17 protein-coding genes and 1 pseudogene are annotated in these 21,167 nt (G+C 54.1%); 11 read left to right on the top strand and 7 right to left on the bottom strand.

Features of this window, described 5'->3' with window-relative positions:
* Positions 1–94 precede the first annotated feature (94 nt).
* The 4 genes from JJ959_RS06965 to JJ959_RS06950 are packed head-to-tail and all read left to right on the top strand — an operon-like array spanning position 95 to position 3,679.
* Complete coding sequence (locus tag JJ959_RS06965) at positions 95–1,039, top strand: PDR/VanB family oxidoreductase (RefSeq protein WP_292881333.1); 945 nt, start codon at positions 95–97, stop codon at positions 1,037–1,039.
* A complete protein-coding gene (locus JJ959_RS06960; protein ID WP_292881330.1) occupies positions 1,029–2,192 on the top strand; it encodes a Gfo/Idh/MocA family oxidoreductase in 1,164 nt (387 codons plus the stop codon). The genes JJ959_RS06965 and JJ959_RS06960 overlap by 11 nt, the downstream gene beginning before the upstream one ends.
* Positions 2,193–2,217: 25 nt before the next feature.
* Entirely contained in the window at positions 2,218–3,207 is a 990-nt protein-coding gene (locus JJ959_RS06955) for an ABC transporter substrate-binding protein (RefSeq protein WP_292881327.1), read from the top strand.
* A 7-nt stretch (positions 3,208–3,214) separates the two neighbouring features.
* The gene (locus JJ959_RS06950) at positions 3,215–3,679 is read left to right on the top strand and encodes a hypothetical protein (protein WP_292881324.1); all 465 of its coding nucleotides are present in this window, start codon (positions 3,215–3,217) and stop codon (positions 3,677–3,679) included.
* Position 3,680: 1 nt separating this feature from the next.
* On the opposite strand, the gene JJ959_RS06945 is transcribed toward JJ959_RS06950, so the two are convergent.
* Positions 3,681–4,223 carry a MarR family transcriptional regulator gene (locus tag JJ959_RS06945; protein ID WP_292881321.1) on the bottom strand — a complete coding sequence of 181 codons (543 nt, stop codon included), beginning with the start codon at positions 4,221–4,223 and terminating at the stop codon, positions 3,681–3,683.
* Positions 4,224–4,398: 175 nt separating this feature from the next.
* Between JJ959_RS06945 and JJ959_RS06940 the strand changes: the two genes are divergently transcribed.
* A complete protein-coding gene (locus JJ959_RS06940) occupies positions 4,399–6,162 on the top strand; it encodes a thiamine pyrophosphate-binding protein (protein WP_292881318.1) in 1,764 nt (587 codons plus the stop codon).
* On the opposite strand, the gene JJ959_RS21345 is transcribed toward JJ959_RS06940, so the two are convergent.
* The 3 genes from JJ959_RS21345 to JJ959_RS06930 are packed head-to-tail and all read right to left on the bottom strand — an operon-like array spanning position 6,159 to position 8,884.
* Positions 6,159–6,479 (bottom strand): DUF6634 family protein, encoded by a 321-nt coding sequence (locus tag JJ959_RS21345; RefSeq protein WP_366816927.1) that lies wholly within the window; start codon positions 6,477–6,479, stop codon positions 6,159–6,161. The two genes, JJ959_RS06940 and JJ959_RS21345, sit on opposite strands and share 4 nt — an antisense overlap.
* Positions 6,476–7,240, bottom strand: coding sequence for a hypothetical protein (locus JJ959_RS06935; protein ID WP_292881315.1), 765 nt, complete (start codon positions 7,238–7,240; stop codon positions 6,476–6,478). Before JJ959_RS06935 ends, JJ959_RS21345 begins: the two co-directional genes overlap by 4 nt.
* A gap of 48 nt (positions 7,241–7,288) precedes the next feature.
* The gene (locus JJ959_RS06930; RefSeq protein ID WP_292881312.1) at positions 7,289–8,884 is read right to left on the bottom strand and encodes an AAA family ATPase; all 1,596 of its coding nucleotides are present in this window, start codon (positions 8,882–8,884) and stop codon (positions 7,289–7,291) included.
* Between the two features lie 182 nt (positions 8,885–9,066).
* Here JJ959_RS06930 and JJ959_RS21340 point away from each other — a divergent pair, with 182 nt between their 5' ends.
* Positions 9,067–9,333: a helix-turn-helix domain-containing protein gene (locus JJ959_RS21340; RefSeq protein WP_366816926.1), complete on the top strand. Its 267-nt coding sequence runs from the start codon at positions 9,067–9,069 to the stop codon at positions 9,331–9,333.
* A gap of 692 nt (positions 9,334–10,025) precedes the next feature.
* Here the strand turns inward: JJ959_RS21340 and JJ959_RS06925 are convergent.
* Positions 10,026–11,909: a hypothetical protein gene (locus JJ959_RS06925; RefSeq protein ID WP_292881309.1), complete on the bottom strand. Its 1,884-nt coding sequence runs from the start codon at positions 11,907–11,909 to the stop codon at positions 10,026–10,028.
* A 310-nt stretch (positions 11,910–12,219) separates the two neighbouring features.
* On the opposite strand from JJ959_RS06925, the gene JJ959_RS06920 reads away from it, so the two are divergent.
* On the top strand, positions 12,220–13,143 hold the full coding sequence (locus tag JJ959_RS06920) for a hypothetical protein (RefSeq protein WP_292881306.1): 924 nt from the start codon (positions 12,220–12,222) through the stop codon (positions 13,141–13,143).
* An 85-nt stretch (positions 13,144–13,228) separates the two neighbouring features.
* Here the strand turns inward: JJ959_RS06920 and JJ959_RS06915 are convergent, their stop codons facing one another.
* On the bottom strand, positions 13,229–16,642 hold the full coding sequence (locus JJ959_RS06915; RefSeq protein ID WP_292881303.1) for a TM0106 family RecB-like putative nuclease: 3,414 nt from the start codon (positions 16,640–16,642) through the stop codon (positions 13,229–13,231).
* A 226-nt stretch (positions 16,643–16,868) separates the two neighbouring features.
* On the opposite strand from JJ959_RS06915, the gene JJ959_RS06910 reads away from it, so the two are divergent.
* From JJ959_RS06910 to JJ959_RS06895, 4 genes are all read left to right on the top strand, one after another.
* Positions 16,869–18,389 carry a DUF2779 domain-containing protein gene (locus JJ959_RS06910; protein ID WP_292881300.1) on the top strand — a complete coding sequence of 507 codons (1,521 nt, stop codon included), beginning with the start codon at positions 16,869–16,871 and terminating at the stop codon, positions 18,387–18,389.
* Complete coding sequence (locus JJ959_RS06905) at positions 18,386–19,093, top strand: hypothetical protein (protein WP_292881297.1); 708 nt, start codon at positions 18,386–18,388, stop codon at positions 19,091–19,093. The genes JJ959_RS06910 and JJ959_RS06905 overlap by 4 nt, the downstream gene beginning before the upstream one ends.
* 140 nt (positions 19,094–19,233) lie before the next feature.
* On the top strand, positions 19,234–19,851 hold the full coding sequence (locus JJ959_RS06900; protein WP_292881294.1) for a hypothetical protein: 618 nt from the start codon (positions 19,234–19,236) through the stop codon (positions 19,849–19,851).
* 232 nt (positions 19,852–20,083) lie between these two features.
* Entirely contained in the window at positions 20,084–20,380 is a 297-nt protein-coding gene (locus JJ959_RS06895; protein ID WP_292881292.1) for a hypothetical protein, read from the top strand.
* Between the two features lie 93 nt (positions 20,381–20,473).
* Here the strand turns inward: JJ959_RS06895 and JJ959_RS06890 are convergent.
* Positions 20,474–21,167, bottom strand: a pseudogene (locus JJ959_RS06890) (ATP-dependent helicase); the annotation flags it as partial.

Below are 21,167 nucleotides of genomic sequence, written 5' to 3'. Positions count from 1 at the left end.
GTCAGCGCACGGCAAACCGGGTCTTGCTGAACGCTTGACGAACTTATTAGATATCTAATATCAACTCAACACGAGTTGGACAAGAGGGTGGAAAATGGAAGTTCCTGAACAGCGCATGTCGATGAAGGTCATTGCGCGGAAGGACCTCACGCCGGAAATCTGCGAGTTCACGCTTGCTCCGCAGAACGATGGTGAACTTCCGGCGTTCACGCCCGGCGCGCATATAACGATAGAGACGCCCAGCGGTGCTATGCGCCGCTATTCACTGCTGAATGACGGCGGTGCACCCGCGGAATATGTGATCGCGATCAAACGGGAAACGAATTCGCGAGGCGGGTCATCATCTATGCACGATGACGCAACCGTTGGAACCGAGCTTCAGGTCGAGCCGCCGGAGAATGAGTTCGAACTGGTCGGTGCCTCTAAGTACCTGCTTATCGCAGGGGGCATTGGAGTAACCCCTATTCTCTCGATGGCTCGAAAGCTCACGGCAGAGGGTAAGCCATTCAAGCTGGTCTACTGCACGCGATCGGCTGCGGAGACCGCTTATCTCGAAGAGTGCAAGGCATTCCCCGGCGCGATCGTCCACCATGACGAGGGTAGCCTGGATCGCTTCTACGATTTCTGGGATCACTTCGAGGAACCGGGTACCGAGCATGTCTATTGCTGCGGACCGGCCCCCCTGATGGAAGAGATCAAGGCGGTTTCCGGCCACTGGCCTGAAGGACGCGTGCACTTCGAGGATTTCAATGCCGTCGCAGTCGTTCGGGAAGACGACGTACCTTTCAAGGTTACTGTTTCGGGAAGCGGCCACACGATCGAAGTGCCAGCTGATCGATCAATCCTAGAAGCGCTTCGCGATGCAGGGGAGCCAACAGTGAGCTCCTGCGAGAGCGGGACTTGCGGCACTTGTAAATGCCGCCTCGTCGAGGGCGAAGCTGATCACCGTGACCTCGTCCTAATGGATGAAGAGAAGAACGACTACATCATGATCTGCGTCTCCCGGGCGAAAACAGGGGATCTGGTCATTGACCTCTGACCCGATCCAACTTGGCATTGCCGGACTCGGTCGAGGGTTCATGCTGACCCTCCCCAGCCTTCGCGTGGACTCTCATACCAAGATTGTTGCCTGCGCCGCGCCGCGCGAGGAAAGCCGATCAGCATTCCTGAGCGAGTTTGGCGGCAACGCTCATGAATCTGTCGGTGCACTAGCCAGAGATCCGAGCGTAGAGGCAGTCTATGTGGCGACTCCGCACCAGATGCACCGAGAACATGCGGAGATACTGGCTGCGGGTGGCAAACACCTGCTTATCGAAAAGCCCCTTGCGATCACACTCGAGGATGCTGAGGCTATTGTCAGTGCTGTGCGTCGCAACGGCGTGCAACTTATCACTGGTCCCAGTCACAGCTTCGACCAGCCAGTGCTCTTAGCCCGGGACATGATCGCCTCCCGAGATTTCGGCGATGTGCGGATGATCACCGCAATCAATTACACAGATTTTCTCTACAGGCCTCGGCGACCGGAGGAACTCGATACATCACAAGGTGGTGGGGTTGTCTTCAGTCAAGCAGTGCATCAGGTCGACGTTGTGCGGACCCTCATGGGTAAGCGCGCGGAGAGTGTCTTCGCCACGACGGGATCCTGGGACAAAAGACGTCCGACGGAGGGCGCGTATTCTGCGACGGTGACCTTCGAGGGCGGTAGCTTTGCGACGCTGGCTTACTCGGGTTACGCACATTACGACAGCGACATTCTTCAGGATGGAGTTGGCGAACTCGGCTCAGAAAAGGACATGGCCGCTTACGGCAAAGCAAGGAAAGCCCTGTCTCAGGTATCCTCTTCCGAGGAAGAAGCACGATTGAAATCCGGCCGCACTTATGGCGCCGTGGATGCTCCTAAGCCTGCTCCTTATGCCGAGCATTTCGGACCAGTTATCATCAGCTGCGACAGAGCGGACCTCCGTCTCACCGCCAAAGGTGTTGAGGTTTGGGGTGACTTCGAGAAGGCGTTTTTCCCCGCCCCCGCGGATCCGGCTCCACGATCACCGGTCCTAGAAGCTCTCTATCGCGCGATCCGGCTCAACCAGCCACCGATACAGTCCGACGGCTGGGGCCTCGCAAGCCTCGAGGTCTGCCATGCGATTCTCGAGAGCGCCGCGACCGGGCAAGTAGCCAACTTGACCAAGCAATAAATCGACGAATGAACGGAGGAAACACGTGGCCAACCTGACACTTTCGATCGCCATGGGCGATTACGACCGGACCCGCCCCATTCACGATGGGCGCGTGAAGATTGATGGCGTCACGCCGATCACGCAGTTGCTCTCGCCTGAGGAGATGTTCTTCAGGGCCTTCCGGCATGAGGCGTTCGATATCTCCGAACTCTCGTTCTCATCGTACTGCGTGAAGCTCGCTCAAGGTGACAGTCCTTACATCGCGGTCCCGGTGTATCTGTCCCGGGCCTTCCGCCATTCCTCCGTCTATATCCGGACCGACAAAGGCATCAACAAGCCAGCGGATCTCAAGGGCAAGCGGATTGGCATTGCCGAGTGGCAGCTGACGGCGAACGTCTGGGCTCGCGGCATCCTGGAAGATTACGGCGTCAAGCCGTCTGACATAAAATGGGTGCGTGGGGGCATGCACACGCCAGGGCGTCCGGAGAAGATCAAAGTTGACCTGCCTGCCGATATCGACATGGCTGCGGCACCGGATGGGACCACTCTGGACGGGTTGCTTCGAGCGGGCGAAATCGACGGCTTTATGGGACCGCGGACACTGGCCTGCTTCGATGAAGGCCACCCTCACGTTGACCGCTTGTTTGCCGACGGAATCAAATCTGCCTCAGAACATTACGAGCGTACGAAGATCTTCCCGATCATGCACGTTCTCGGGGTTCGAACCGAACTGGCCAATGCCCACCCCTGGCTCCCCGGGGCGCTTCTAAAAGCATTCTCACAATCGAAGTTAATGGCCCAATCGGCGCTTTCAGACACTTCGGCGACCAAGGTCACCATGCCCTTTGTTGAGGACACATTGGTCTCGGCGCGCCGTCTATTGGGACCTGATATCTGGACCTACGGGGTACCGGGCAACGAGCACGTCCTCGATACGTTCCTCGACATGCACTATCGGCAGGGCCTCTCAGCGCGCCGTCTTCAGGTTGAAGAATTGTTCCACCCCGGCACTTACGAAGCTTTTTCGCTGTGAGGAAAGGATGACGAGTCCGAAACCCCGTTCATTCGAAATCGTAAGGCCTGCTCCAGGCGATGTAATTGCGATCGAAACCGCCGTGGGCACACGTCATGCTCAGGTCACTCACGCACGCAGCCCCTATCCGGACGTTGTCCGAGCGATCCGCCCCCGTAGCGATGCTCAATCTCCGGAAGAGATTGCCAAAGGCGAGACAGCCTTCGTGGCGATGGTCGAACTCGGGCGCGCAATGCGAGATCAATCGGTCACCGTCACGGTGATTGGCCATGCAACTGTTCCGGCCGCGGACCGGAACTTCCCAACATTCCGTTTGCCGATCCGCAATAAGGCCGGAGAGACTATCTATTGGTGGACTTGGGATGGAGACAGTCTGAGCGTCGCTTCCGACGGGACGGATTCCTTGATGCCTATCCGCGAGATATTGCCTTCGAACGCCCTGCAAGAACGTCTTGCCGAGTTATCGACATGAATCAGAGTGCGGCACTGCGAGTGGGTGGAACCTTGACACCTGCAGCCTCAGCCTCGGCTTCATCTTGTTCTAGGTTTGCTATGATCCTGACAAGCATCTCATGCAGATGAGCGTGTTGGGCGGGCGATATCCCTTGCAGAGCGACATCGTTTGCTTCGACCGCCAGAGGCTCGAGGACAGATTGAAGAGCGCGCCCTTTCTCGGTGAGATAGATGTGAAGCTTCCGTTTGTTGCCACCTTGCGTTCTTTGCTCAACGACATCCAACTTCTTCAGCTTGGTCAGAGCGGTGTGTGTCGTCGGCTCGGTCAGGTTGGCAATCTTGCTGAGTTCCTTCTGAGTCAGCCCCTCTTCCTTCCAGAGGATCCGCAGGAACACCCACTGACCGAACGAAACTCCGTGGTCTGCCAAGCGACGTGCGAGTGACCGGTTGAAACCACGGGCTGACAATCGGACCAAATGCGCGATCCGCTCGTCGGCATAGTCTTCTGACAGATCCTGAATGCGGTTTTCGATGATTTCTTCTCGGCGAACAACTCGGTTCATTCTCGTCTCTGATCCTCGCAATCGGTCACCTCAATTGTCGACGTCTATCACGCGCCACCCGATATCGACGTACGCTTCTTACCAGCGAATGCGACTAATCGGGTTCAAAAAAGCTGACTCTTTGACGATAACTTAGATATCGAACTAATGAAAAATCAAAGCGTGGGAGGCCACATTGAGCGCCAAGCCTGATTCCGTCGAAGTTCCGATACCCGATCGTTCAGAAGGGACTTGGGGCAGTGACTTGATGGCGGAGATGCTTCGCGATCTCGGTTTCCGTCACGTCGCCTTGAATCCGGGATCGAGCTTTCGTGGTCTGCACGACAGTCTCGTCAACCGTTTGGGTAACGCCAACCCTTCGATGCTTCTTTGCTTGCACGAAGAACATGCTGTGTCCATTGCACATGGTTGGGCCAAAGTGACAGGCGAGCCTATGGCCGTAATCCTGCATGCCAATGTAGGCCTCATGCATGGTTCAATGGCAATCTACAACGCGTGGTGCGATCGGGTTCCGATGGTGATCTTCGGTGCGACCGGACCAGTCGATGCCCGCAAACGCCGCCCCTGGATCGACTGGATTCACACGTCTCGGGATCAGGCATCGATGGTACGCCCGTACACTAAATGGGATGACCAACCTGCCAGCCTTGAAGCGTCTCTTGCCGCGATGGTCAGGGCCAACGTGATAGCTCGCACGGCGCCTCAGGCGCCGACCTATGTCTGTTTTGACGTTACGGTCCAGGAAGAGAAGGTCGTCAACAATCCTTGGCGCCCGGAGCCAACATTGCATCAAGCGCCTGAGGATCCGTCACCCTCGGAGACGCAGTTAGAGACCCTCGAGAAGCTTCTCAATGAAGCCAAGCGTCCAGTTTTCATGATGGGACGGGTGTCTCGCTCCGAAGAGGATTGGGCCGCACGCATTGCACTGGCTGAGCGGTACAACGCACAGGTGGTGACAGACATAAAGACCGGCGCAGCATTTCCGACTGACCACCCTCTTCATGCCGGACCGCCATCGTTTTTCATTGCTGAGCGTCCGGCTCGAGCGCTGGCTGACGCAGACCTGATTGTCGCTTTCGATTGGGTCGATACAGCTGGCGACCTTCGCCAGGTCGGCGCGGAAGGATCGCTCGTAAACGTCTCACTCGACCATCAATTGGCGAATGGATGGAGCCTGGATCACATGGCTCAACCGGCTGCAAAGCTCCACATTGCCGCCTTGCCCGACACGGTAATAAACATGATGGTCCGCCGTCTTGATCTCAGCGTAACTCGCCTCATTCCAGCGGTGCCGAGAGCATCTGGACAGCCATGTAAGGTCCAGAATGCCATAACAATGGATGAGCTCTCTTCGGCCCTGGCAACAGGTCTTTCTGGAGAGATTATAAGTCTGGTCCGCCTTCCTCTCGGATGGGATGGGGGAAGCTGGCACTTTCAGCATCCTTTGGATTATCTCGGGTACGATGGGGGAGCAGGTATTGGATCCGGTCCAGGCATGCTGGTTGGCGCCGCTCTCGCGCTCACGGAAACTGACCGAATCCCCGTGGCCGTCCTCGGCGACGGAGACGTCATGATGGGCGTGAGTGCCCTCTGGACGGCAGCGCGCTATGGCATCCCCTTTATCCTGGTCGTCTGCAACAATCGGTCATACTTCAATGATGAGGTTCATCAGGAGAAGGTCGCGGTCACGCGTGGTCGGCCGGTTGAAAACAAGGCAATCGGTCAGGCCATAACCGGTCCGGATATCGACTTCTCAGCGATCGCCCGCGCACAAGGTCTTGAAGCGATCGGCCAGGTCACGACGCCGGGCGAGCTCATCGAAGCGCTGAGAACAGCGATCACCATATTCCGAGAGGGAAAACCTGTCGTTATCGATGCACGGGTGGAGCCGGAATACGCGAAAGCCATGTCCGAAGGCATGACAAAAAGCGACCACTAACCAACATCGAACCGCCCTCCGAGCCGATAGAAGCGGTTCCTAGTTCGCGCCCACCCTCGTTTGGGAGAGAAAAACACAAGCTCGGAAGTTCTTCCTGTGTCGCTCGGTCCAGACGGATGGCCGCTGATATGGCCGGACAAACAGGCCACCTCTCGAGTTGTCCGCAAATAGTCGTCGATAATTGGTGCGGAATTCAGGTCTTGGTCCGTAGGCCCGGTGCCATCAAGGATCGTCTGCAGATCAGCGGCCAAGCGTTCGAGGCTTGTGATCTCGGCTCTCAACGCAGCGACAACCGCCGGATTGCGCGGGAGAGTCACTGTTGTTGCTCCCCGTTCGATCCTTCGTCAAAGACGAAACAGCCAAAGTGGGGGCGCGCAGCTGAAAGATGGCGAGCGCGTTCGGAAAACGAACCTACAAACAAATTGTAAGCCTCTACGCTGATCTCCGCCCGAAACCATAATGCTTTGGCAGCAAGCAATAGAAGGCCACATGCTGCGATTTCCAATCGAGCAAGCCCTATGACCTCCGGGCTGCGCGGAGCTCCGATCTCGAACAGTGCCTGCTCAATCGGTACCGAGAACCCTTCAGGGAACAGATATCGAGATAGATCCAGGTGGTAGGCCGAGGCAAGTTCTTCGGTGCCTGGCGAAGAGGCCTTCAGTAACCAGTCTGCTCGTCTGTCACCCGCGAAAGCTCTTGAGCGCAGGTATGGAATGTCCGCGGAACCGTTCCACGTCACAAGTAGTGGTGATTGCGGGACCTCAATCATGCGAGTTGCGGCGTAAAGTAGTTCGGTTTCGTTCCTGCAAGAAATGGTTCTCCCAACTTCAGCGTGAGAGCCACTCGTGCACAGCGCGTGAACATCGCGGAATTCGAGCTCCGTTTCTCCAGGGCCGAGCCTCATATTCGCTATTCCCAGAGCAATAGCGTTGAGGCTGCCGGTCGCGCAGCCCGAATGGTTTGGGATTTCCGGGTCGCGGGCGAAGGCAATCGAAACCATCGTCCGGTGAAGCTCATTCGCCTGCCTGGCCCCAGCACTATGAGAATTGTTGCTTTGGCTTGTTTCTAAATGCTGCATCAAACACACCCGCCGATCTCAAATACACGCTGGCCACGGCTTTCGCTCTCAATGGCGGGGCTGAAGCCGCTCGCGCACATTCAAAACCCCCTCGACAAAGCGCCGAAGATTACGGATCGATCCGCCTTCCCACGCACGTGCGATCACCTCAAGCTCCTCTCCTGACAAAGGCCTAGCCCATCTGGAGTCCAAACCTCGCTCAGCCGTGAGATCTTTTAGGACCTGGGAAGCCAACAGCGGCAAGTGGCTCCGATCCGGTGCCGGATATCGGATAATTCGGCATCGGTCGCGCAGCGGTGACGGCAGTTCTTCGATGCTGTTGGCCGTACCGATCCAAATCACGTGCGATAGGTCGACAGGCCCCTCGATATATGGATCGTGCCAGTTGCTTGCTGATTGGAACTCGAAGAAACCCAAGAGAGCGTCGAAGACATTGCCGTTGTGGCGAGAAGTACCGGCTTTCTCGATTTCATCCAGAATAATCCCGGGTGACGCACAATCGTGTTGGAGGATCTGGGCGACGGGTAATGACGGCTCGCCGGTCGTCCACCTGCGAGAGGTTCCGGCTAGCGAAGCGTCCGCAACGCCGCCACAGGAATAGAGATGTGGCTCGATACCTAGCAACGTCAGGACTCGGCGTGCAAAGCGGGTTTTCCCGATGCCGGGATCACCGTCCAAGATCGTCGGCCGAAGAGCGACATGCGGGCGCAGAGCCACTTCTTCAAGCAAAGTTGTGATTACCGTCTCGGCGTAAGGGTATTCGGCGACAAGTTCCGTTCGAACATCAGCCAGGTTCGGGCATGGTACAAGCGGCAGCGGCTTCCCGACTAATTTGTTGAAGGACTGCGCCACTCGACGGCCCTCAGAGGTCTCGCGGTTCCCAATTGATGTAAATACGACAGCCGTCAGGCTGTTATCGGGCGCTTGTTTCGGTGCGGTTGGCTTGGAAATTGGCGACTTGGTTTTTGTGCCTTCCGCATCCTGATCATTCCGTAATCCTGGTGAGTCTTGGTTGTCCTTCGAGCGAGAAGCTCGGATTATCCAATGCAGAAGACCTTCACCAAGCGTGGCAGTCGCTTCTCTTCTCTTGCCGATCGTACGGGCCGGGATATCGGAGGTTCGGAGCCATCCCAGTGCAATCTGAACTAGGGCAACAGCTTCCTTGTCCTCAATGTCCGCGACACTACGCTCTGCAAGATCGACCGCCGCCGCCGCAATTCTGAGCCCGCTATCTACGCAACCGTGACAGGCCGCATATAGATCGCATCGGAGAGCAAAGTCGTTGAGGTCGGCGCGCCCAATTTCCCGGATCTCCCGAAGCTTGGCAGCGGCTGAACGAAAGTGCGACTGCGACGGAACCATGGTGAGGGGAAGCAATTCATTCCTTAGCTCGCCTAGTTGTGGATCCTTGGCGACCTCCTTCTCCACACGGACCAACAGGCGCTCTGCAAATTCTTCCACATCACTCCCGATGTCCTCGCCAAAGAAAGGCATTCCAATCAGTAGCTCGTCGAATGTCGGCAGGTGCCGCTTTTCCTTTGCTGCCCGAGATCGACGAAGGAATGTGCGCGCTCTTCGCTCTTTCTCTGTCGTCGATGTGCTCATGAACGCCCAATCACAGATATTGGCGATACGTACAGCCATGGGGACTCGCGACATGATTCGTTCGTTTTGCCCTCAAGGAATACGCAGGACCCTAGCGGGCTGACATGGTTTAGTCCAGAAAAAAGATTATAAAATCATCTTTATTGATTTGAAAATCATCTTTTATGAGAATTTCTTTCCAACTTAGTGGACCACTGCCTCACGGTACGTGAGCATGCACCATGCTTCCGGGTCATAAAATACTCAGAGGGGCTAGGTCTGTTTTGGGGTGGTCTCAACCCGAATTGGCTAAGCGCGCGAAAGTGAGCCTGCCCACGGTCACCCGTGTGGAGGGTGGCAAGGATTCGCGTCGAGGAACGATTGAAGCGATCGTCAGGAGCTTGCAGGAGGGTGGAATACAATTCCTTCCCCCTACTGATTCCGAGGGTGAAGGTATTAGGCTAAGGCCGGATAAAGATCCTTCGTCATCCCCAGACAAGATTTCCTGACCCAACGAATTTTGAAACACGATTGCGTGCATGCGGCACCAAAGTCAGACAAGGTGCAAATCATAGCTGTTCGCACTCTGGCACTGAGCGCCAGCCGGTTCCTGGCAACCGATACTCGACCCTTATGGTCTGGCCTCGACAAACGGCGCTTGCCCGGACCTTACACCCGAAGATGCTTCATATTTAACGACCGCTAGGCGCCCGAGCGGTCGGGGGAAACTAGGTTTCCCCATAAGTAGATATCGCATAACTTGCTTTTCTGGGGCAAGCGAGGCTCCCGTCAGATAGTGCCTCAGTTAGAAATTCGCAAACTGCGTCACTACCGCAATTTCCGGAATGTCGGCCGGTTGCGTCGTCTACGTAAATCTTCTAGCCCTGCTGACTTATGTCAGTCGGAGGCCTTTAAATACAGGAAGAGACCTGAGCCCCAAGTTTCCTCCAGAAGTGTTTATGTTCCGTCACCTAACAGGAGACGGATCAGATGAAGCGTAGTCGGCTCAGTGAAAAACAGACCATTGCCATTCTGCCGAAACAGGAGGCTGGTCAGCGGACAGCAATTGTGTCCCGCTGCCACGAGATCAATGATCTAACACGCTATTAAGGAAAGGCTGAGCATGGCTGCCGAATGGGTTCGGAGCCATCTCATAACCTTAACTATGTCGATGAAAACAAGTACATCGTGAGCGTAAATTTTATTTTTCGCTCTTCTTGTCGAGCAGTATCCGAATGGCTCTGTCGAACCAATCTAGATCATCGCAAGCGTTGTTAGGAGTGTGTCCGTGCAGGTTTGGGTGAGGGCTGTTCATCCAGGAATTGGCCGGAATATAGCCGAGAATCTTGGTCGAAATGTCTTGCAAACGGCCGTGGCGAAACGAAGCTGATTTCAGGTTTTCTGAAGTGGCAGATACTTCACCTGCGACTTTACTCATGGCGTCTTCACTAATGCACGCTCGCTGAAGAATGTTCATTTTGGAGGCATCACGCTTTTCGAGCTCGGTCTCTAAAAAAGCAGGGGGCAATTTTTTCAGAAGAAAGCTGTAGAAGCGAGCTCTTCTCTCTTCCAAGGCCGCTAACTCCTGTTCTTCCATGCGTTCGAGCTTCCACTTCTCCACCGGTAGACCGAGAAATTGATCAGCAATCGGACCGCCTGGTTCTGACATCGCAATTACCTTATCCAGATCGGCTTCGAATTCCGATAGAGTGGGCGAACGATTCTCTATTAATTCATTGAGCTCTATATGCTTTTCATAGAGAGAATATTTTCTCTTATAAGGAATTCTTCCGGCAGACCATTTCCTTATGTCGAATTCAATCTCGGACTTCTCTAAGGCTGGAGCCAGTCGGCTTTTTATAGTCGTCCATACGCGTTTTTTAACTGCTGCAGAGGCGGCAGCCGCTTCCCTATCAAGCCGCCTCTTTCGTTCTGCATCCGCGCGGGCTTTCTCTGCTCGCTTTTGCTTCCTGGCTGCGAATTTACGCTCGTTTGGCCGCATGAGCCAGGAGACTTCTTTGTACCATTCAGAGATCGACATCCTCTCCGTGACGAAAGGTGTTGGCGTCTTGGCTCCCCATGTTTGTCTCGAGATATCTACGCCGAAATAGCTGAATGGAAGGCTCAAGGCCGTTCTTTTATCGTAAGGGACTCTCGCCGCAAGCGCGGCATTCAACTTAATGGGAGCGCCAGGCTCTCCGCAGGAAGGACAGGCATACCTCTCGGTTCCACCTGATAGGTATGGAACGTGAGTTTTATATGGAAGGAAACTTGGATCACGTTTTGAAAGGAAGTCTCGAGCGGCATCGAACAGTGCGCTATAGCCGAATTTGAGGAACTGTACGACGGGGCCTTTTTCATCGCCCCAAGCCTCGTTCGGATACCCAACGATGGCTTTGATCACAGAATAAACGGTCTCGCATTCCGCGCAGGTGACATCAAAAATGATTGGCTGAGCGGGGATGCGTTGGCCATTCCGAGACTCATGCCTGACCAAGTTACCTCGCAAATAGAGGGCAACCATATCCTCAACAAATTTCTCAGCGTCACGCGCAGGTAACTCAAGAAACGGACGTGACCGAATATATTCAGTCAGACTGCTGACCTTGATTTTATCGCTAAAGAACCAAACGGTTTCTACCCCGTCCTTTTCTCGAACTTGAGTCCGATTCTGTATGTCGGCCGCAGTGTGATGAGATAGCTGTATCTCGATGGCTATACGTTTGCCGTCTTTGCCGACGATGAGTGCGTCCGCTCTCCACTCTTCCTCGCCTTCTTCTGGATAGGCGTCATAGCCCATCTCGCGGGCTTTTCTAAGTGCTGCTTCTTTGAGATAGACGTGCTCTTCGCTTTCGGAAGTTCGGTCGGAATGAGAGTGCTTTTCTGATAGGGAATTGTGGCGAAAGAACACAGTCCCGTTGCGCAACTCGACCAGGTGAACCCGACAGTTACATAGTGACCAAATTTCCCCTCGATCGCAGGCATTGCGAATTTCAACCAGATCTTCCGGGCTTTTTTTATAGCGAAAGAGATTGATCTCCTGGGGAGGTTCCCCGGGCACTCGTTTGTCAGCGAGGAATGGCATCCGCAGACTCTTCGCGCTCTTGCAATTTCGTTGAACCTATTCGCTTCGGGTCAAGGTGAGCCAGCGCCAATAACGGTCACACCCTCTATCGTGGTTCATGGTGTCCGATAGCTTTTGTGCACCGTTTACCCATTGTCCTCTGTCGTAATCGATCTTAACGAGTAATTCCTTGGATCGACGTATTCTGCTTCCATTTGGTATGCGGCTAGACCCTTCCTGTAAGGACCATGGATAGGAACACCTCGCCGCTACACAGATGCGGGCCTAGCCGAATAGCTGATTGCAACCTAGCCAGTTCGAAGAGGGAGCGATGCTGGAAACAGCAATGCAGTGGTGGTGGGTCGTACTTCCAATATGGGCGATAGTCGGAATTGGTTTCGCAGGCTTGTTCTTATGGACAGAATTCAGAACAGGCAATTCAAACGACCTATTGGTGAACGTTTTCGTTTCGATGGTTATTGCCGTCGGCGCCCCTTTCATTGTTCTGTTTTGCATTGCAGTCGTCGCGTCAATGCTGATCCGCGGTGAGATACCGTTGACGACACGTCGACTTTGGAGAAAAGCGCCCGAATTCCGGGAAGACGTGATGATTGAAATGATCGCGCTGCGCCGTCGTTCAGACCCAAATCTGAAAGGCATGCCGCACCCTGAAAACTGGATTGTCGCGGACCTCTGGAGAACGGCAGAAGCGGCAATTCTAGAGATCGTTGAGCTAGCGTCGCTCCTTGAGTTCGATGGGTTTACTGAGCCTGAGATAATCGAACGAATAGAGGCTTGGCGCAGCGCAACCGTTGAGAGGCCTGAACCGCCACCTCATAATCTCGATTCCTACGTAAGATATCGTATTGAAATCGAGGCACCGGTATATCCGCTTAATGACAAGAAGCTTTTTGCTAGAACATTGGAGATCGCTAAGGCCTACGCTGAGGCTTCAACGAAATCCACGGCCTCAGAAGCTTCCGTGCCACGAGAATGGCTGGAAGAACGGATTTCCCTTATTGATCTCGATCGCAAACTATCCGAGATGCAGCACCTTCCAGAGGGGCCTGTAGGTCTAATTTTTTCGCCCAAGAGAGACGAAATGGCGAGGATTAAGCTCCGGATGCGTAAAGAGGACGAGCTTTGGATCTACGAGAGTCCACCAGAAACCTGGATTCAGTTGGGTGGGCGCCGCGGCATCGCGCTAGTTCGAGAGGGCAAGCCTATAGAAACCTTGGTTCTGACAATGAACTGAGGCCTCGTTATCGACTGCGGAACCGACCGCGGACTCATAGAATGAGCAAGCCATTCCTCACGCGCAGCTAAACGCAATGCGCCCACTACAGGCTGACGGCCTCGCCGAGTTCGAGATACCTACAGAACGCGTTGGCAAGCTGCATTTGTCTGGGCGTTCGACATTCTGTCTCAAACACCTTTGGCGATGCCACGAGGATGACAAGGCACTTGGCTCTTGAAACAGCTACGTTGAAGCGGTTTGCGCTGTATAGAAACTCCATTCCACGTGGCGCGTCTGCATGGGAAGAAGTTGCCATCGAATAAATTGCTATCGGCGCTTCCTGACCCTGGAACTTATCGACAGTGCCGACTCTGGCCTGCGGAAGACGCCGCTGGATCTCGAAGACCTGAGCATTGTAGGGAGCGATAACCAAAATATCATCGAAGGTCACCGGCTTGACCGATCCGTCACGATCAGTCCATGTCGCGCCAGTGCCGATGATATGCTCAACGAGGGATTGAACCACCTCCGCCTCTTCAGTCGACACACTGGCATTTCCATTGTGTTCAACCGGAAGAAATCTCAGCCCCGCCCCTCTGACGTATCCGGTAGCCTCAACGCATTGTTGTTCGCACCCCTCTTTCGAAGTGAGCTTTCCTTCGTAAAAGAGTTCAGAGTTGAAATCACATATATCTGGATGAAGCCGGTAGGTTGTTTCCAGAAACAAACCTTGGTCTGGACCGATCGTTTGGCGACCAGCGAGTAGGTGGTCCAGTGCGGATACGCCAGTGCCGTCTGGGTGTGTTCCTTGAGTTGGTTGGTCAAGCTGTTGGGGGTCTCCCAACATCACAACTGTTGGTGCCGCTTGGGACACAGCCAGGGCGTTGGCGAGCGACATTTGTCCCGCTTCATCAATTACAAGAACGTCAACGGTCTCGAAGGCATCTTCTCGTGCCCAGAAAAAATGGGTCGCCCCCGCAACCTGTGCATCGCCAGATGATAGCGCCCTTAAGACGTCATCATTGGATCGTGCGAAAGAGAGATGGTCCGTTGCCCCTTCGGTGTTTCCTTGCTCCGGCTTCTGAATGCAGGAGATCTCCAAACCCATCTCCAAAGCAGCTTCGATCACTTTATCAATCAGATTCCGAATTACCTTATGGCTGTTCGCAGTAATCCCGACGCGCTTCCCAAGCTTAACCAACTGACAGACCATCCGGGCGCCGGTAAACGACTTGCCAGTTCCTGGCGGCCCTTGAACGGGCAGCACGCCACCATTCATCAATGTAGTCAGTCGAATGGCCGCCTCGAGAGTCGACTCACCATCTTCCTGGAACGCAGCGCCACGCAGATTCATTGGCGTTCGCAGAAGCATGTCGCGAGCACTCTTGTACAGCCCATGACCTAGGATACCGTGCTCTGCCACGTACTCGCCAAGGCGCAACAGCGAAGCGGCTTGCTCCTTCGGGTCGATGAATAGGTGCGAAAAAACTCCTTCAGGGTGGACGTCAGCAGTAGCTCTCGATTTCTTGATATCAACCGTCAAATCATCCGGCGAAATCGCAGTGGCTTTCCCAAGTTTGGCCCCTCCAACATCATGCAGATTCTCGTCTCCTCGAATGTCGGTGTCCTGTGGCGGAAAGCGATATCGATGCGTTGGAATACCGGTCTTGGTTTCATCGACTTGGCTGACAAATTCCAGTCGTCCAAGACCTGCCTTCTCATCCAGAAGCTCATCAGCAGTCAGGTCCTGCAGCCGATACTTTTCCCACCAGACCGCTTTATTCTCTCGACGATGCCAGTCCAAGATATAGGCCAAGATCCATAGAGCCTGCTGTTCTTCGGAGCGCTCTTCCGAATCGACCGGGACACTAGCCGTCAATCGGCCGATCAATTCCTGGATATGTTGCTGTCTCTCCGAGAGTTCTTCGTTGGGAGAGTCCTGACCCGGCTCAGGACGAGGTATATCTGCCCCAGCAGCTAATTTTTCGGTTCGACGCTGTTCAAGCCAGTCACGCAGCCGCCAAGCGGCAATACAATCGTCTTTATTGTACGCGGCTACCGTGTCCTTCGTGTCTTCCTCGATGGAAGGAACATCATTGAGCTCTAGGGCGGCCGACAGCTTGGAAAGAGCGCTATTCGCTTCCTGGAGAGTGGTCTCTCGCTCATACCCGCAGAAAGCCTCTAGCTGCTTGAGCGAGTAGCTCTCGACACTGGCCCTGATGGCGTTTCGGGTGATGGATAACAAGTCAACGAAGACCACGCCACGGAGCAATGCATCGACCTCATCCTCGCGTGTGGCGTAGCGCCCCATCAGCCGCTTTAGAGCACCGGTTTCGTAACCACCAAAATGGTAAATGTGCATGTCGGGAAACCGCGCGCGCCTCGCCGTCACGAAATCCACAAAACGCTCAAATATGCTTTTCTCGCTTTCGCGATCGAAAGCCCAGTCAGCAATGTACGCAGGTGTCCCGTCGCTTTCAGAAAAGGCGTAACCAAATAAGTATTCGAGCCCATGTTCTCCGACAAATTGATCGCTTTCGATATCGAAGAAGACATCTCCATCTGAGGGGGCAGGCAATGCCGCCAGGCCGAAGCCCGGCTGAATAGTTAAATATTCGAATCTGAGTTCGCCGCTATCTCGACCAGCAACCTGTATCGCAGCCTGCGCCTGGACTCTCTCGAAGGATGTTACGGCCCCTCGTTGCGGTTTGAACGGCAGAGGAAGAGACATCTCAGCCAACTTCCGTGTGGTGTCAAAACCGTTCGCCTGAAATTCGTTGATCTGGTTTTTCGAGATACCCGCTACCAAGCAGAGGTGATCATCGTTTCGTCGACGCTGGTCACAGCGCCGCTGCCACCGACAAAAATCGCAATGGCTCTTTGGGTCCGGGTAACTATGTTCCGCATCAGCGCTGTCTACGGATACTTCCGCTGCTGCTTTGACGCGCCTGTAGTAGGCTGCGTAGTCATTATATCTGAATTCCTGCGGCTCAAAATCGGACCAGGGAGACACGACGTAGATCTTCTCTGGCGGTCGTCCCTGCATCTGGGTGAGAAGATCACCGTACAGGCATAGCTGCAACACGGTGCCGCCCTTGGTTTCTCGAGCAAGCTTCGTGTCTATGACTTCGTAAGAGAATTCCCCGAGATCGCTAGGAGAAGGCACTTTCCTCAGGATGTCCGCACGACCACTCCAACGGCCATCCCTCAAGGCCGCTTGAACAATAATCTCTTCACCCCGATTCATCGCAGCGAGAGTTGCCTCAACATCAGAATCGGTAATACCGACGCCTTCGATTGATGTGATCGTTAATCCTTGTTGTTTTAGGTGATCGATGTAGGCGGATTCATGCAACTGTCCGCGTTCGCGTAACAACGCGAGCAGAGGATCATAATGATCTGGTTTTTTCAGCGTCCCAGTTGCAACTTGCACGTCCAACGATGTGAGATGATCGCAGTTGGTGTGGCCAACAAGGTCGGATGCGCTAAGGTGAAGTGCCTTGCATTCAAACTTCATGGTTGCTCCTGAGGTTTTGGCATTTACGCCTTATCAACCAATTGAAATTATTAATAAAAATCTCTTTTCCGCCCCTGACAACTATTAGCTTCCAATAGAGCGTAGGAGAGTTTGGATAGGTTTTCCTGCAGCAGCCTCTAGAAACTCTCGCGACTGAAGCGAAAGCGAGCATGAATTGCTATTTTGAACTGTTTTTGACCCTCAAGTTTCGCCTAACATTCTATCTATGGGAAAGCAGAGAAAACTCTCAAAATCCAAGCTTGTCGCATATCGGCAGTGCCCGAAAAAAGTTTGGCTGGAAGTTCACCATCCGGAATTGGGGACCATCTCCCCTGCAACTGAAGCGATATTTCGCACCGGTCACGAGGTGGGAATCGTAGCTCAACGCATCTACGACCCAAAAGGTGAAGGCACCGAAGTAGATTTCAAATCAGATGGTGTACCTGCCGCTCTGAATCGAACTCGAGAACTGCTTCGCGGGAATGGCCCGATTTTTGAGGCCGGATTTGCAGCCGATCGGGCTCTTGCTTTTGCCGACGTAATGCTTCGAACGGATGACGGCGGCGATAAGGCCGGGTGGCGTATGGTGGAAGTGAAGTCTTCAACTTCAGTCAAGCCATACCAAGAGGACGATGCGGCGATCCAGGCACATATAGCTCAAGCTTCGGGTGTCGATCTGCGCGGCGTTGCGGTTGCCCATATTGACACCACATGGATCTATCCCGGAGGCGGTGACTATGATGGGTTGCTGGTGGAGAAAGATCTGACTGCGAGCGCTTTTCCCCGGTCAGAAGAAGTCCGCAGTTGGATTGATGAAGCTCAGAAGATCGTTGCCGAGACCGAGGCTCCGGAAATTCCGATTGGCCCTCAGTGCAACACACCCTTCGATTGCAGTTTCTTCGGACACTGTTCAGCGAGCCTCCCGGTCGCAGAATTTCCAGTCAATTGGTTGCCAGGCCGGAAATCTAAGGCTCTCGACACACACATCGCCGAAACGGGCACGAACGATTTGCGGTTCCTGCCGGACACGCTTCTGAACGACCAGCAACGCCGGGTCCGCGATGTAACTCTATCTGGCACGCCCTACTTTGATGCGGCTGGAGCAGCGGGTGCTTTGGCGTCGTTTCCGTTGCCAGGATATTTTTTGGACTTTGAAACCATTCAGTTTGGGGTCCCGCGTTGGGCTGGTACGCATCCGTACCAAATGCTGCCATTTCAGTTCAGCCTGCATTGTCTTGCGGCCGATGGCACCGTGACACATCACGGCTTTTTAGACCTCAGTGGCGACGACCCGTCTGAGAGGTTTGCCAATAGCCTGATCGAGGCTTGCAGGGAGGCGAATCCGATCTTCGTCTATAACGCCGGTTTCGAGGGTGCGCGGTTGAAAGAGCTTGCCCAACGATTCTCGAATCTCGCACCAGAGCTCCTGGCGATAAAAGATCGGCTGGTGGACTTGCTTCCGATTACCCGCAAGTTCTTCTATCACCCGGCTCAGAAGGGCAGTTGGAGTATCAAGTACGTCCTGCCGGTCGTTGCACCGGACCTCGATTACAATGCGCTCCCAGGCGTTCATGATGGCACTCAAGCCATGGACGCATATCTTGAAGCTGTGGATCCTTCTACGTCTGAAGCTCGTAAAACAGAGATACGAGACGCGCTTGAGCAATATTGCGCCCTGGATACCTATGCAATGATCGCACTCTGGCGATTTTTGACCGGCGCCACCGGAACTGAGGGGCGTCCATGAAGCTTACTGATGCGCTTGCTCAATTTAATCGCAAAGAACGCTATTGGCTCATCCGCAACGCGCTGGGCTCGAAAGCCGAAACACTCGACATCGATTTTCGGAGCCGACTTGGTTCATTGATTAATGTGGCTATTCCCGATAACGCCTGGTGGGCAATGGACTACCATCTGGATTGGTTGGTAGGGGCGTTGCACCTCATCGACGAGCGTGTCGACGAAACGCAGGTTCAGCGTAATGACCATCAATTGGTTAAAGGCAATCAAGAGGACTTGGACCTGGTCATAGCGTTTGGAGAGACTTTGATCCTTATCGAGGCCAAAGGTGCCGAAAGCTGGAACAACGCGCAGATCAACTCGAAGATCAATCGCCTAAATGACCTTAGGGAGTATCAGGAGCAGAATGGCAGCTTCGTGCCCAATATGTTCTTTGTTCTTACATCTCCTTCTGAGTCCACTCGCCTTGAGAGAAATCTTGAGAAAGATTGGCCGAGTTGGATGAAGAACAATAAGGCTGACGAACCTAAGCCATATTGGATGAGTATGGATATGACTCTAGGTGGAGCACCAGTCTTTGACGGCAAAGTCGAGTTCAAGAAAGTGGTTCGGTGCATAGACGACGACGGAACCGTTGGCCGGGAAGGTGGTTTCTGGAAAATATCTCCATCAAATGTATCGCTCGGCCGCGGGCGAATTAAGAGCGCATAGTCAGTAGCAATGAGGCTAGGCATCGCGTAGCCGCTTCCCGGGGATAGGATCGAGCGCTTAATGCATAGCCAAGTTCGATATGCGGGATGTTGCGGTCCGTGCGTTGGCCGATCTCTCGGGAATCTGGAAGGTAGTTTCACATGCAGAGCCTGATGTTGGCTGAGTCCCCCCTCCTACCAGAATCGCCTGATATGGGAGACCTCATCCGGCGATCGGAGGATCTAATTTATCCAACCAATGTTTCTGATGATCATTTATTTGATTCGTTGGCTCGCGTCGTTCGACGCATGGAGGATGACCCAGAAGGAGATGCGGTTGCAGCGATTGCTATCCTCGTGCGCGAAACTGTAAAGGCACCCAGCTGTTCCATGAATTGTAGTAACTGGGGAGTTCCGAGCTCAAGGGTGCTCGCCTCCATCAGAAGTTGTAGCACGCCGAGTGATGCCAGAAGATTTTTGGAAGGCATTACCCGGACCGCTCCTGCCAATCAAAATTGGGCGATAATGAGCGGTATTCTTCAGCTAATTAATCCAACGATATTCCCAATCTGGACCCCAGAGATTGCTGCAAAGTTCGGTGTGCGTGGATATTCCGCAATCGAATTGAACGCGCGGTACGCCAGCTTTTGTGAATTCGTTTGGGATTCTTTGGCTGCCTATGGCTCGCTAGCTCAAGACGCTGTCCGACGCCATGTTGACTGCCAAAGAACGGCTGTTCATGCGATGTCCTTGCTTCTTTCCTGGACCTACCGACGATAGGCCGCTGTTGAGCGTCTGCCCCGCCAAGACGGGCAGTTGTAGCGACCCCCAGTGAAATCGAGATCACTGACGAGGCTTGGAAAGAGGCATTATCGTTCCGAGTAGACCACGCCATACAGGTAGAGCAATTTTTCTTACTGCAGCTTAGGGCTTTTGGGGAAAACTTGATGATCTTGGCTTCGAGGAGCTCCGTTCACCTAAGAATTCGACCCTTCAGAGCGGTGGCCAATTGATGTCAGACGATCCGCTGAAAAGCATTTTCCCCGACTACGCGGCCGAGCGCACGGCGACTTCTGTTTTTCTCGCCGTCATCGGCTGGCCTGAGCGTCTCAAAAAATTCGAATTTTGGATGTCCGAAAATTGGTCCGACGCTAACTCGTCGAAAACAGAATTCGAGCATGAAGCGTTTGGTCCTAGAGCGGATCTTGTCTTCGAAATTTACGATGTGATTCTGCGCATAGAGTTTCCAAACGTCTCTCGGTCGAAAGCGTTCATAGAGACGATCGGTGTTGGGATTACCAATGCCTGATACCAAGAGGTTGTCGAGTACGGCAGGCATCACTATCACGTGCAGGGCCGCAGTGCTCTAACTGTCTCGGCAATGATGCGCACTCGGACTTCCTTAAGCTCCCAGTAGCTGCTCAGCCACGAATGGTATGCAGCTGGCCTCAATTTGGCTGGCCACAAGGTCAGCAACTAATAGGTCAGCAGACAAATAAGGGTGAAATTTTTCTGTCGCGGGCAAAGCAATCTCGGCGGCGATTTCCTCTCCTGAAGGTGCGTCCGACTCCGCCATCTGCTCGACAATATCTCGCACTCGCCCTATGTCGGCACGTACGTCGAGAAGCCCATCATGTTTCTCGACTATGAGGCCTTCCGACCTGAGCGCGAGAGCCATTGTCGAATTCTTCACAGTCCCGGCCCATGTAGCGAGAAGGCAATGACCGTCGCCTATTTCGACGATATTCGACGCCTCAAGCCCCAGTCGGACAAAGGACGCTCGCGCCTCCTGAAGCAGGCCAGCGGCCTTCTCATCGAGATATTTCCTCGGGTCGTTTCCGGCGAGGATGGTCCTCATTCGCCGAACCACTGTGTCGTCGATATTGCCGCCATCACCGCCAAACTTGGGGGGCCTTCCAGTCGCGTCTCTTGAGACTTCGATGACCTTTTCTGCGTCGTGGATCGCGAGAATCCTCCAACGGCGGCCGGAAAAGATAATCGTCAAATCTGGCGCCAAGACAGTCAGAACAGGCAGCGTTCCGAGCGTCTTCCCATTCGAGACAATCCGGTATTCCTCGGGTGTCTGGAACACGGCA

The sequence above is a fragment of the Nisaea sp. genome (genome assembly GCF_017640745.1).
GTDB lineage: Bacteria > Pseudomonadota > Alphaproteobacteria > Thalassobaculales > Thalassobaculaceae > Nisaea.
Note: the sequence above shows the minus strand (reverse complement) of the source record. Positions and strands in the feature narration are given on the sequence as shown.

Coding starts and splice junctions, on each gene's coding strand:
- JJ959_RS06965 (WP_292881333.1), top strand. CDS start 95: ATGGAAGTTCCTGAACAGCGCATGTCGATGAAGGTCATTGCGCGGAAG.
- JJ959_RS06950 (WP_292881324.1), top strand. CDS start 3,215: ATGACGAGTCCGAAACCCCGTTCATTCGAAATCGTAAGGCCTGCTCCA.
- JJ959_RS06945 (WP_292881321.1), bottom strand. CDS start 4,223: ATGAACCGAGTTGTTCGCCGAGAAGAAATCATCGAAAACCGCATTCAG.
- JJ959_RS06935 (WP_292881315.1), bottom strand. CDS start 7,240: ATGCAGCATTTAGAAACAAGCCAAAGCAACAATTCTCATAGTGCTGGG.
- JJ959_RS06930 (WP_292881312.1), bottom strand. CDS start 8,884: ATGGCTGTACGTATCGCCAATATCTGTGATTGGGCGTTCATGAGCACA.
- JJ959_RS21340 (WP_366816926.1), top strand. CDS start 9,067: ATGCTTCCGGGTCATAAAATACTCAGAGGGGCTAGGTCTGTTTTGGGG.
- JJ959_RS06925 (WP_292881309.1), bottom strand. CDS start 11,909: ATGCCATTCCTCGCTGACAAACGAGTGCCCGGGGAACCTCCCCAGGAG.
- JJ959_RS06920 (WP_292881306.1), top strand. CDS start 12,220: ATGCTGGAAACAGCAATGCAGTGGTGGTGGGTCGTACTTCCAATATGG.
- JJ959_RS06915 (WP_292881303.1), bottom strand. CDS start 16,642: ATGAAGTTTGAATGCAAGGCACTTCACCTTAGCGCATCCGACCTTGTT.
- JJ959_RS06910 (WP_292881300.1), top strand. CDS start 16,869: ATGGGAAAGCAGAGAAAACTCTCAAAATCCAAGCTTGTCGCATATCGG.
- JJ959_RS06905 (WP_292881297.1), top strand. CDS start 18,386: ATGAAGCTTACTGATGCGCTTGCTCAATTTAATCGCAAAGAACGCTAT.
- JJ959_RS06900 (WP_292881294.1), top strand. CDS start 19,234: ATGCAGAGCCTGATGTTGGCTGAGTCCCCCCTCCTACCAGAATCGCCT.
- JJ959_RS06895 (WP_292881292.1), top strand. CDS start 20,084: ATGTCAGACGATCCGCTGAAAAGCATTTTCCCCGACTACGCGGCCGAG.